10 protein-coding genes are annotated in these 12461 nt (G+C 66.3%); 1 reads left to right on the forward strand and 9 read right to left on the reverse strand.

The features are described from left to right. Positions 1 to 35: 35 nt before the first annotated feature. The 9 genes from OJA40_RS00725 to OJA40_RS00765 form a co-directional block, all read right to left on the reverse strand. Positions 36 to 1535 carry an NADH-quinone oxidoreductase subunit N gene (locus tag OJA40_RS00725; RefSeq protein ID WP_208426091.1) on the reverse strand — a complete coding sequence of 500 codons (1500 nt, stop codon included), beginning with the start codon at positions 1533 to 1535 and terminating at the stop codon, positions 36 to 38. Between the two features lie 85 nt (positions 1536 to 1620). Then, the gene (locus OJA40_RS00730; protein ID WP_208426090.1) at positions 1621 to 1911 is read right to left on the reverse strand and encodes a 4a-hydroxytetrahydrobiopterin dehydratase; all 291 of its coding nucleotides are present in this window, start codon (positions 1909 to 1911) and stop codon (positions 1621 to 1623) included. 92 nt (positions 1912 to 2003) lie between these two features. Next, positions 2004 to 3638 carry a complex I subunit 4 family protein gene (locus OJA40_RS00735; RefSeq protein WP_208426089.1) on the reverse strand — a complete coding sequence of 545 codons (1635 nt, stop codon included), beginning with the start codon at positions 3636 to 3638 and terminating at the stop codon, positions 2004 to 2006. A gap of 139 nt (positions 3639 to 3777) precedes the next feature. Beyond that, the gene (gene nuoL, locus OJA40_RS00740) at positions 3778 to 5775 is read right to left on the reverse strand and encodes an NADH-quinone oxidoreductase subunit L (RefSeq protein ID WP_263809815.1); all 1998 of its coding nucleotides are present in this window, start codon (positions 5773 to 5775) and stop codon (positions 3778 to 3780) included. 55 nt (positions 5776 to 5830) lie between these two features. Further along, on the reverse strand, positions 5831 to 6136 hold the full coding sequence (nuoK, locus tag OJA40_RS00745) for an NADH-quinone oxidoreductase subunit NuoK (RefSeq protein WP_011404194.1): 306 nt from the start codon (positions 6134 to 6136) through the stop codon (positions 5831 to 5833). Positions 6137 to 6255: 119 nt separating this feature from the next. After that, positions 6256 to 6765, reverse strand: coding sequence for an NADH-quinone oxidoreductase subunit J (locus OJA40_RS00750; RefSeq protein WP_208426946.1), 510 nt, complete (start codon positions 6763 to 6765; stop codon positions 6256 to 6258). A gap of 198 nt (positions 6766 to 6963) precedes the next feature. Continuing rightward, positions 6964 to 8637, reverse strand: a complete 1674-nt coding sequence (locus OJA40_RS00755; RefSeq protein WP_263809816.1) for a Ppx/GppA phosphatase family protein — start codon at positions 8635 to 8637, stop codon at positions 6964 to 6966. Positions 8638 to 8819: 182 nt separating this feature from the next. Then, positions 8820 to 10511, reverse strand: coding sequence for a DEDD exonuclease domain-containing protein (locus tag OJA40_RS00760; protein ID WP_208426948.1), 1692 nt, complete (start codon positions 10509 to 10511; stop codon positions 8820 to 8822). A gap of 1 nt (position 10512) precedes the next feature. After that, positions 10513 to 11445: a 5'-nucleotidase, lipoprotein e(P4) family gene (locus OJA40_RS00765; protein WP_263809817.1), complete on the reverse strand. Its 933-nt coding sequence runs from the start codon at positions 11443 to 11445 to the stop codon at positions 10513 to 10515. Positions 11446 to 11670: 225 nt separating this feature from the next. Between OJA40_RS00765 and OJA40_RS00770 the strand changes: the two genes are divergently transcribed. After that, a complete protein-coding gene (locus OJA40_RS00770) occupies positions 11671 to 12405 on the forward strand; it encodes an ATP-dependent Clp protease proteolytic subunit (protein WP_272506847.1) in 735 nt (244 codons plus the stop codon). The last annotated feature ends 56 nt before the right edge of the window (positions 12406 to 12461 follow it).

Consider the following 12461-nt stretch of genomic DNA (forward strand, 5'->3'; position numbering starts at 1 on the left):
AAGTGAAGACGAGTCGCGCCGGGGGGCGCGGTCGTTCAGGGCGCGGTCGCCATTGCGGTGGTCTCGAAGAAGCCCAGCGTGGTCTCGAGGACGCCGCCGAAGAAGACCCCGAGCACGACGAGCGCCACCGCACACACCACGAGCGTGCCGGTCGCCGCCACCGTGGCGCGGGGGAACGCGGCCGCCCGCACCGGATCGGTCGCCGCCACCTCGTCGGCCGACTGCATCCAGAAGACGTACACGACGCGCAGGTAGTAGTAGGCACTCAGGGCGCTCATGAGCACGCCGATCACCACGAGCCAGGTGAGCCCGGCCTCGACCGCCGGGGCGAACACGAGATATTTGCCAATGAAGCCCCCGAGCGGCGGAAACCCGATCAGGCTCAGCATGAAGATGCCCATCGTGCTGCCGAGGACGGGGCGGTCGTTGGCGATGCCCGCCAGGGACGAAAGCGTCTGTTCGCGCCCCTCCTTCCCGTCCCACTCCAGCATCGACATTACGCCGAAGGCGCCGATGTTCATCACCGCGTAGACCAGCAGGTAGAAGAGGGCGCCGGCGTATCCGGCCGACGTTCCCGCCGAGAGCCCCACGAGCAGGTACCCGGCGTGCGCGATGGACGAGTACGCGAGCAGGCGCTTGACATTGGTCTGGGCCAGCGCCATCACGTTTCCAATCACCATCGTCAGGACCGCCACCGCGGCCACGGACAGCTGCCACTCCCCGCCCGGCACGGCGTGGACGAGGACCAGGATGAGGGCGGCGAACGCGGCGGCCTTCGTCGCCGTCGACATGTACCCGGTGAGGGGCGTGGGCGCCCCCTGGTACACGTCCGGGGTCCACATGTGAAAGGGCGCCGCGCTCACCTTGAAGAAGAAGCCCACCAGGAAGAGCGCGAATCCGCCCCAGAAGAGGAGCCGCGTCGAGAGCGTCCCGAGCTCCGCCGCCGCCATCGCCGGCAGGGCCATCGTCCCCGTGGCGCCGTACATGAGCGCGATGCCGTACAGGAAGAAGCCGGTCGAGAACGCCCCGAGCAGAAAGTACTTGAGCGCGCTCTCCACCGCCCCTTCGTCCTCTCGGATGAACCCGGTCAGGACGTAGAGGCACACCGACATCGTTTCGAGCCCGAGGAAAATGCTGACCATGTTGTTGGCCGAGCCGAGCATGATCATGCCGACCGTGCAGAACATGACCAGCGCGTACACCTCCCCGTAGTCGTACCGCAACTGGTTCAGGTAGGGCACCGAGAGGAGGATCGTGGCCAGGCCCGTCAGCAGGATGATCAGGTTAATGAACGCCACGAAGCCCCCGGTTCGGAGGGTTTCGAAGAACACCGTGCTCGGAGGGGCCCCGAGATGCGTGATCTCCCAGACCGCAGACACGCCGAGCGCCGCCACGCCGAGCCAGGGAATGGCCGGGTGGTCGTTCCGGAACGCATCGAGGACAATCATCGCAAGCCCGACCCCCCCCACGACCGACATCGAAAAGGCGGCCGGCAGGTCGGCCACGAGCGCCGGGAATGCAGTCGACAAATCCATAAACCAAATCAAGTCGTTCGTTACGCAAAAACAGCCCGCCGCCCCCATGCGGCGATCCCTTCCCCCCGCACCGATGCCGCTCCGTCTACGCGAGCTCCTCAATCTGCGAGGCGAGCTCCACGTCCATCTCCGTCACTTTGCCCCCCGCATCGTGGGTCGTGAGGGCGATGGAGACCGTGTTGTAGACGTTTTCCAGCTCGGGGTGGTGCATCATCTCCTCGGCGTAGAACGAGAGGCGCACGATGAAACTGATGGCCTCCCGAAAGTCGGAGAACTCGTACGTCTTGTGGAGTTTGTTGTCGGCGTGGGACCATCCGTCCAGGTCCGCCAGGGCGTCGTCGATTGCGTCGTCGGAGAGGGGCTCGCGTGAAGGCATACGTTCAGGCTGATGCTCCGAAAGGAAATTAGAGAAGCCGGATTCCAAAATGAGCGTGTTGGGTCGTAAACGGGACGGCCGCCGCGACCGGTTCAAGGGGAGATCGACGGGACATCGATGGACACGTCTTCGGCCTCGGGCGGGGCGGCCGGCACCGGGGTGGGCTCGTCCGCCGTGGCGGCGGCCGCGTTCTCCATCCGCTCCACCGCGGCCCGTTTTTCCTCGACCGTCTCCAGGAGAAATTCGGTGGTCGGGGCCGTCTGTCGCAGGAACGGGCCCGGGTAGAAGCCCAGGACGAACATGAGCACGATGAGCGGCACCATCAGCCCAAACTCGCGGGCGTTCAGGTCCGCCATCTGCGCGTTCGCCGCGTCGGTGAGCTCGCCGAAGAAGGTGCGGTAGAGCATGTGGAGCAGGTACATCGCCGCCAGGATGACGCCGGTCGTCGCGAAGGCGATCAGCACCGGACTGTCGATCACGGTGCTTTTGAAGGACCCGAGTAGGATCAGAAACTCGCCTACGAATCCGTTCAGGCCCGGCAGGCCCGCCGAGGCGAGCACGCTAATCACCATGAGGGTCGTGAGCACCGGGACGGATGTCGCCAGCCCCCCATAGTCGTCCATCAGGCGGGTGTGGCGCCGCTCGTAGAGCATGCCCACCAGCAGGAAGAGGGCCCCGGTCGAGAGGCCGTGGTTGACCATCTGAATCATGGCCCCCTGCATCGCCTCCGTCGTGAAGGCGAACAGCCCGAGCACGACGAACCCGAGGTGGCTGATGGACGAGTACGCCACGAGGCTCTTCGCGTCGTCCTGCACGCGGGCCACCAGCGCCCCGTAGATGATGCCGATGATGGCGATCACCGCGAAGAGGCCGGCGTAGCTCTGCGCGACGTTCGGGAAGAGCGGCAGGCAGAAGCGCAGCAGGCCGTACGTGCCCATCTTCAGCAGCACCCCAGCCAGAATCACCGAGCCCCCTGTGGGGGCCTGCACGTGAGCGTCCGGCAGCCAGGTGTGCAGCGGAAAGAGCGGCACCTTGATCGCGAACGAGAAGGCGAAGACGGCGAAGAGCCAGCCCTGCACCGCCAGCGGAATGTTGTACTCCAGCAGCGTGTACCAGTCGGTCGTGAACACGCCGCTGTTGACGGCGTCCCCCGCCGCGTAGCCCAGGTACAGAATGCCGACGAGCATCAGGAGCGACCCCACGAGCGTGTAGATGACGAACTTGACCGCCGCGTAGATGCGCTCCTTCCCGCCCCAGATTCCGATGATGAAATACATCGGAATGAGGGTGAGCTCAAAGAAGATGTAGAAGAGGAGGAGGTCGAAGCTCGTGAAGACCCCCGTGATGCCCGTCTGCAGCAAAAGGAGCAGCGCGTAGTAGCCCTTGTGCTTCTCGCCGATGTAGGTCCAGGACGACAGGACGACGATGGGCCCCAGGAGCGTCGTCAGCATCACGAGCAGCAGGCTCAGCCCGTCGACGCCCACGAAGTACTTGACGTCATAGCCGTCGGGCAGCCACCCGGCCCACACGTCCGCCAGCTGCGGGCCCAGGGCCGTGCTCACCGATGGGTCGTAGCCCACGAAGAGCCCGATCGAGAGCACGAACGTGACGGTCGTGGTCGCCAGGGCCGTCCACCGGATCGCGGAGGCACGCCGCAGGAAGAGCGTCAGCAACGCGCCGGCGGCCGGCAGGAAGACGACGAGGGATGTGAGGTAGGGAATGTCCATCAATTGTAGCAGTGCCTAATCGGCAAACAAGAAATCACCAGGAGTTTCTGCACTCACGTGCCGGTCGCGCGCGGTTAACGGTAAAGTCGGGCCCGGGGCGACCGTTCTACATCGCAGGGCTCTACGTCACAGTGCCCGCTCAAACCCCGTACATCAACAGCCCGACCAGGAGCGCGGCCCCGACGGTCAGCGCCAGGGCGTAGTTCTGGACCAGGCCCGTCTGGACCCGGCGCAGCAGGCCGCTCGCGTTCTGGGCCGCGCCGGCCACCCCATTGACGGCCCCGTCCACCACGGTGGTATCGAAGGCCGCGAGGCCCTTGCGGGCAATGCCGTTGATGAGGGAGTCCACGACCACCGCGTCGTAGAATTCGTCCCAGTAGTACATGTCCGACCAGGTCTGGTAGACGCCCCGAAGCTGCCGTTGGAGGGCGGCGTCGTACTCCAGCCCCTGCGTCCCGTAGACGCGCCAGGCGTAGTAGACCGTCCCGAGGGCAATGACCGAGCTCAGCAGGATGAGCCCCCACTCCAGCGCCAGCGGCACGTGGCCCTGGACCGACGCCTCCGCCACCGGCCCCCCGTACTTCGCGCCGAGGTAGTGGTGGATCCAGTTCAGGTCCCCCCCCTGGATGACCGCGGGCAGCCCAATGAAGCCGCCGACCAGGGAGAGAATGCCGAGCGTCCAGAGCGGCCCCGTCATCGTGGACGGCGACTCGTGGGGGCTCACCTGATCGGAACGCGGCCACCGGGGCTCCCCCTCAAACGTGAGCATGTAGGAGCGCATCATGTAGAATGCCGTGAGCACGGCCGTCACGATCCCGACGACCCACACCGCCATGGCGTAGGTGGACCCGTCGTAGCCGTACTCGAACGCCTTGAACAGGATCTCGTCCTTCGAGAAGAACCCGGCGGTGAGCGGAATGCCCGAGATCGCCAGGGTCGCCAGGAGGTACGTTGTGCGTGTAGCGGGCATGTACTCCCCGATCCCGCCCATCGTGCGCATGTCCTGCGGGTCGAAGTCGCCGGTGTCTCGCCCCTCCTTCTCCAGTCCGTGCTCCACCTCTTCCATCCCGTGAATGACACTGCCGGAGCCGAGGAAGAGGCAGGCCTTGAAGAAGGCGTGGGTGATCACGTGGAAGATCGACACGAAGAACGCCCCCACGCCCGCCGCCATGAACATGTAGCCCAGCTGCGACACCGTGGAGTAGGCCAGGACCCGCTTGATGTCGTCCTGTGCGATGGCGATCGTGGCCGCCATGAGGGCCGTGGCCGCCCCTACGACGGCGATAATCATCATGACGACCGGCGCGCCCAACACCAGCGCCGAGAGGCGAGCCAGGAGGTAGAGCCCGCTCGTCACCATGGTGGCGGCGTGGATGAGGGCGGACACCGGCGTGGGGCCGGCCATCGCGTCTGGCAGCCACACGAAGAGCGGGATCTGCGCGCTCTTGCCGGTCGCCCCCACGAACAGCAGGAAGACGATCCAGTTGAGCGTCGCCTCCGGAAGAGTGGGCCCCTCCGTGAGCAGCACGTCAAAGCTCAGCGAGCCGAGCTGCTGAAAGACCAGAAACATGGCCACCAGGAAGGCAAAGTCGCCCACCCGGTTCACGATGAACGCCTTGTTGGCGGCGGCGCTGTTGCTGAGGTCCGTGTACCAGAACCCGATCAGCAGGTACGAGCACAGGCCCACCCCTTCCCACCCCAGAAACAAGACGGGCAGGTTGTTCGCCAGCACGAGGTTGAGCATGGCGAAGATGAAGAGGTTGAGGTAGGCGAAGAACCGCCAGTACCCCGCGTCCCCGTGCATGTACCCGATCGAGTAGAGGTGAATGACGCCCCCCACTCCCGTCACGACCCCCGTCATCAGGAGCGAGAGCTGGTCAATCCGGTAGGCAAACGACAGGTCCAGGTCGCCCGCCGCCATCCAGGTGAAATAGTCCGCCACGATCGGGTCGCCGCCGAAGGTGACGAACAGGTAGACCGTCAGGACGAACGGAATTGCGACGACCGCCGTGCCCACCGTCCCCAGGAGCGTCTCGCGGGTGCGAAGATGCTTCAGAAAGAGCGGCGCCACGCCATTCAGGACCGCCCCGGCGAGCGGCAGGAGAAGAACGAGACGAAGCAGATCGGCAGAGGTCATCAACGCGACAGGGTCCGATGGTCAAAACGGGCGCAACAAAGACGTGGCGCGGCGACTAGTGCTTGAAGAGGTTGATCTCCGTGATGTCCACCGTCACCTGGCTTCGGAAGATGGCAATCACGATCGCGAGCCCCACGGCGGCCTCGGCGGCCGCCACCGCAATCGAGAAGAAGACGAGCAGCTGGCCGCTGGGATCGCCCATCGACTGGCTAAAGGTCACCAGCGTGAGGTTGACCGCATTCAGCATCAGCTCGACCGACATCAGCACCACAATCGCGTTGCGACGGAAGAGCACCCCGAACGTGCCGATGGTGAAGAGCACGGCGCTCAGGGCGAGATACCAGTTGGGAGCAACGTCCATGGTGGGCGAATCAGTGCTGGGTTACGGAATGTCACGTGTGGCGTGTCGCGTGCGGCGGTGCGTGCGCGGCCGGACAGGGGTGCCTCCGCCCTTCTCTCCCCGCCTCGAAACGACCGCGGCTACTGAAAGCGGCGCTGGGCAAGCAGGACGGCCCCGACGGTTGCGGCCAGCAACAGAATGCCCGCCACCTGCAGGTGCAGCGCGTAGCGGGTGAACAGGATCTCGCCCAGGCGCGCCGCGCTTCCCGCCTCCGCCGCGGCCTCCGCCCCAATCGGATCGACCCCCAGTTCAAACTGCAGGGCCACCACGTACAGCAGCTGGCTCAACAGGACGAGCCCGACCGCAAACCCCCCGATGCTGGCCCACTCGATTTCCTCCAGCTCGGGCAGGGCCGAGAGGTTGAGCAGCATGATCACGAACAGAAAGAGGACCATGATGGCGCCGGCGTAGACCAGAATCTGGATGACGCCGATAAAGGACGCGTTCAGCGTCAGGTACAGGCCGGCGATGCAAAACAGATTGAGCACCAGCCAGAGCGCACTCGACACCGGATTGCGGGCGATGATCATTCCGAGCGCGGCGGCCACCGCGACGGTCGCCAGCAAAAAAAACATAGAGGGTGCGGCCATAAGCCCGAGTGTCCTAGCGGGGAAAATCGTCCTGTGCGAAACGGCCCGGGGTGCGGTGCCGGGCGGAATGGAACGAATCCGTGATTGTCCACCGGGCGCAAAGTAACGCGCCACCGACGTAGGGGCAAGATACGGGGCGGTTAATCATGCATGAATTGAAATCAGGCCCTCCCAACAGCCACGGCGGTGCGTGCGGCCCTACGACTGCAGGGACGGCTCCGGGACCCAGGTGGGGTTGGGCTCGCCGGGGGCGTGGGTCGGAATTTCGGTGGGGGTGACGTGCAGGGCCCGCCCGAAGGCGTCTTCGAAGAGCCCCCCGTTCGTTTCGGCCGCCCACACCTCAAGCTGGGGGTCCGCCTTGGTGGCCACCAGCACGTGCAGGGCCGCCTCGGTGAGGGACGTGCGCAGCGCCACCACGTTCTGGAAGTGACTCCGATCCAGGTTCTCCGCGACGCGCAGCAGGGCCGCAAGCTGGCGGGCCCGCCGCCGACGCTCTGGCGACAGGCGGCCGAAGTGCGCGTGCGACGCGTCCGGCACGGCGCCGCGGTGGTATCGCGCCACCAGGGCCATCATCGCCACCTCGTCGGCCCGGAAGCCCTGGAGGTCGGCGTGCTCGATCAGGTACCGGGAGTGCTCGTGGTGCTCGTCGTGCGTCACGAGGTGGCCGATGTCGTGCAGCAGGGCCGCGTACTCCAGAAGCTCCGCGTCGCTCGCCGGCCCATCGTAGAGGGGGCGACAGACGTCGAATAAAAAGGTCGCCGTGGCGGCGACATGCTGGGCATGGTCCGCCTCCCACTGAAACCGGTAGGCCATCTCGTGCACGCTGCGCCGCCGGGGGTCCCGGAACCGGGCCATGCGCTGAAGGCGGTCACTATTCGCGTTCAGGAAGTGCACCACCATCCCCTCCCGCAGGGCATTCTGCGACACCCCAAAGCGGCGCGCCAGGGGCAGGCCCGTACAGACCGTATCGAGGAGCACGGCCCCCGCCCCAATTTGGTCGACCCGTCGCGGCTCAATGGCCGGATGGGCCGTTCGCTCGTCGGCCGTGGCCTGCATGATCCACCGGAGGGCCGATCGCACGTTCTCGATGGGGAACGATCGTTGGAACGGCGAGCGGGCCGACGCCTCCTCCCCCTCCAGCGTGACCCGCGCCAGGCTTTTCATGGTCCCCGACGCCCCTACGACGCGGGCCACGCCGTGCTTTCGACAGGCCGCCAGCACCCCCTCGAGCGCGCCCTTGTAGTGGGCCCGCAGCCGTGCCTGCTCGTCCTCCGACATCGGGTCCGTCGTCACGAACTGCTCGGTCATGCGGGCGGCCCCGAGCTTCAGGCTCGTGCTGAAGACCGCCGTGTCGTCGACCACGACGATACACTCCACCGACCCGCCGCCGATGTCCATGACCAGCGTGGGGTCAGCAAACTCTTTCGTCCGGCTGACGCCCTGAAAGATGAGGTGGGCTTCCTGTTCTCCGTTGATGGGGCGGATGCGAAGCCCCAACTCGTCGTGCGCCCGCTCGATGAAGTCGCCCCCGTTGCTCGCCTCCCGGATCGCGCTCGTGGCGAACGACAGGTACTCGCGCGTGTCCCACCCGTCGGCCAGCAGCTTGATGCGGGTGAGGGCCTGCAGGCCGCGCTCCATCGCGTCCTCCGGCAGGCGATTGGCGTCCAGCCCGTGCTCACCGAGGCGCACCATCTCCTTCAGCCGGTCGACCACCTGATAGCTGCCATTCGGGTGGACGTCCACGATGATGGCGTGGAAGGAGTTGGTCCCGAGGTCGATCACGCACACCCGGACTGGCGAGCCCCCCCCATTGGCCCCGTAGGTGGTCTCCGGAATGAGGGTACAGGCGGCGCGCTCGTGGGGGATAGGCATTGGCAGTTCGGGGTGGTGCGGACTGACGAAGGGAGGGTGCGGCCGCGGCGGGCGCAGCGGGCACGCCCAATATACCAATCCACAGGATGAAGGCAAGAAGATCGTACCCGCGTGCGCCCTCGCTGGTTCGGGATTCCCCGCTGGGGGCCCGCTCCCCCTGTGGCCCGTTCCTCCGAAGCAGCTTACGCCGATTGTTGTGGCTGCCCCTGGACCCGCCCCGCGATGGCGTCGGCCAAGCCGGCCGGCGAGGTGCGAGGGGTCCACCGGATGGCCTCCAGCTCATCTCGGTGCGCGTAGACCCAGTGCGAGAGCAGGCGGATTTCGGTCGCGTCCCGCTTGGAAAACGTCTCGGGCGGATCGGCCTCCGCGTCGAAGACCGACCGGCAGCGCTCCAGAAGATAGTCCCGCTCCTCCGGCGACGGCGGCGCCGCACACGCAATCGATTCCTCGAACCGCCCGAACCGCACCAGCATCACGTCCACGCGGCCCGCCCGGTCCGGGGCCTGGTGGACAAGGGCGGCGTTGTGCTGCCGCACCGGTGCCGCCGCCACGCGCTGCTTCTCCAAGATGCGCTCCAGTTGCTCCGCCGTGTCCCGCAGCTCGGCGGCCTTCTCGAAATTGAGGTTCTCGGAGGCCCGCTGCATGCGGTCCCGCATCGTGTCGAGCACGCTCTGGTCCTGTCCGGTGAGGAAGGCCCGCACGCGCCCCACGACCGTAGCGTACGCCTCCGGGTCTTTCGTCTCGCACGGCACGGTGCACCGGTCCATGTCGGCGTAGAGGCACCGCTGGCCCAGGTGCAGGCGCTCGTCGTCGCACTCGCGGAGCTGAAAGAACCGGCCGACCACGTCCACCACCATCTCCGCCTGCTCGGTGTTGCGCACCGGGCCGTAGTACTCGGCCCCGTCCGCCTCCAGCCGACGGGTCCACGACACCGTCGGGTACTCGTGGGCCGTGTCGAGCCGGATGAAGGGCCGGTTGTAGTAGCGGCGCTGCGCCCGGTTGTACCGGGGCTTTTCCGCCTTGATGCGCCGCGACTCCAGGAGGATGGCCTCCAGCTCAGTCGCGGTCGTCGTCCAGTCCACCGACCGCACCTTTTGGAGCATCTTCCGCTTGCGGGCGCCGCTCGACTCGACCGCCGTGAAGTGGCTGCGGAGGCGGTCGGGCAGGCGCTTGGCCTTGCCGATGTACAGGGGGGTGCCCGAACGGTTCTTCATCACGTAAACCCCCGGCTCGTCCGGCACGTCCGGCAGGGCCTCGTCCCGGATGGACTCGATGTGCCCCGGCACCTCCCGCACCGTCTGGTAGCTCTGGTGCTGAAAGCGCAGCAGGGCCTCGACGGTCTCGACCTCGTGTTCGAAGGCCAGCTGGCTCACGAACCGGCGCAGCACCACGCGCGTCGCCTCCGCGTCCCCGAGCGCCCGGTGGCGGCCCTCCACGTCGATGTCGTAGAACTGCGCGAGCCGACTGAGGCCCTTCGAGTCGAGCCCCGGCAGCAGCCGCCGTGCCAGACGCACGGTGCAGAGCGTCTCGTTGGAGAGCGCCTCGCCTCCCATCCGCTGCAGTTCAGCCTCCAGGAAGGGCACGTCGAACGACGCGTTGTGCGCAACGAGAATGCCGTCCCCCAAAAAGGCGCGGTAGTCCGGCAAGACCTCCTCGACCGGCGGCGCCTCGAAGACCATCCCCGTCGTGATCCCGGTCATCTTCGTGATGCGCCCCGGGACGGACTGCTGGGGATTGACGAGCTGCTGGAAGCGGTCCACGACCGACCCGTCCCGTACCTTCACCGCCCCGATCTCCATGATCCGGTCGTCATCCGGCGTGGTGCCGGTCGTCTCCAGGTCGGTCACGACGAACGTTGCGTCGGCAATGTCCATGCTATTGGGGACGCTTCGGGGTCAGGTGTTCGTGCTTGGCCTCAAGACGGGAACGGGGCGGTCGGCCGTACTCAAAATCGTACAGCGCTGCCTCCCAGGATCCATATTGCGGATTGGGGAGGACGATCCAGCGGGTGCCCCAATATTTTCGGAACGACCGGGCCTTCACACGACGGGCCGACACGCTCGTGTCCGCCGCCGCCACGAAGTCCCCAAAGTTATCGCCCACGAGCAGAAGAATGCGGTATCGCTCGGCGACCCACCGGCGGCGGGCTGCCTTCGGGGTCCAGCCCTCCTGTTCGCCCTGAGTGAGCACGGCGTCCGGGGCGTCGTCCACCGGGAAGCCGAGATTTCGGAGGTTGGTGCGGGTGGCCGCCTCCAAAGACGCGTCCCGGTTGGTCAGGTAAATCACCTGCACGCCCTGGGCCGTGGCCGCCTGCGTGAAGGCGCGGGCCCCCGGCACCGGGGCGGCCTGCTCCTCCCGAACCCAGTTTGCCCAGCTCTCCGCGCTGTACGCGGCGTCGTCACGAACGAGGCGGGCCTGGTAGGGACTGTTGTCGAGCACCGTCTCGTCGACGTCGAGGACCACAGCGGGGGGCTTGTCACTGTACGTGTCGCTTCCTCGGGTTGCCTGCTCGAGTGAGGCGGTCCACAGGCTGTCGGCCCGCGCGCGCTGCATCATGATCTCCGCCATTCGGTACGCCTGTCGGGTCGTTCCCTCGTACTCGACCGCGGTCTGGGTCCAGAGCGTGCTGTTCAGGAGCGGGTTGCGGAGGGCCGCCGTCCGGGCGAGGCGGTCGGCCCGCGCCTCCAGCGAATCGATACGGGCCCGGAGTGCAGACGGGTCCTCGGTGGGGGAGCCGGGCCGAAGGGTCTGACAACCGGTCAGGGCGAGCACGAATGCGAACGCAAACCACGCGGCGCGTCGAGACACGGGGCGACACAATCAATTCCGAAGGCGGTGCGACGATTCTGCCATGCGCATCGACAAAATAGCCGTGCACAACATATCTGGAGTCTGCCTCAGGGGCAACCCCGCCCCAACTTCTTCCGGTGAGATTACACCATGGGGGCGTAGAGCCGCCCGCCAAAGGAACGATATGGCCGTTAGGAGGTGCACGGTGCCGCGAGGTTCTCCCTGATCTTCCCGACGCCTTCTATGCCTGACCCCGACGACTTTCTGCAGTTTAGCAAAAGCATGACGTCGCTGCCCAGTAGCATTTTTCAGGGCGGCCTCGGCGACCAGCCGCAATCCGGGCTCGTCCCCAAGGTCGTGGAGCAGACCACTCGCGGTGAGCGGGCCTACGACATCTTCAGCCGCCTGCTGAAGGAGCGGATCGTGTTCATTGGCACGCCGATCAACGATCAGATTGCCAATCTCACGGTGGCTCAGCTCCTTTACCTGGAGAGCGAAGGGTCCAGTCAGCCGATCAACATTTACATCAACTCCCCGGGCGGCGTCATCTACAGCGGCCTGGGCGTGTACGACACCATGCAGTACGTGGAGGCGCCCATCTCCACGACGTGCGTCGGCCTGGCCGCGTCGATGGGCTCGGTGCTGCTTGCCGGCGGCGAAGACGGCCAGCGGGCCTGCCTCCCCAACTCCCGTGTGATGATGCACCAGCCGATGGGCGGAACCGAAGGACAGGCCTCCGACATCGAGATTCAGGCCAAGGAGATGGCCTGGCTCAAGAAGCGCCTCTACCAGATCCTGTCCTTCCACACCGGCAAGGACATCGACCAGATTGAGGAGGACGCGGATCGGAACCACTGGTTGAGCGCCGAGGAGGCACGAGACTACGGGCTCGTGGACCAGGTCATGAACGAGGGCAACCTCGACGCCCTCAAGTCCATCCATGCCAACGGCGAGGCCAGCGACGCCGACGACGAGTAGCCGCCCTTCCGTCTTCGGATTCAGTGCCCATCTCCGGTCGCCCCCGGGGATGGGCT

The sequence above is a fragment of the Salinibacter pepae genome, assembly GCF_947077775.1.
GTDB lineage: Bacteria > Bacteroidota > Rhodothermia > Rhodothermales > Salinibacteraceae > Salinibacter > Salinibacter pepae.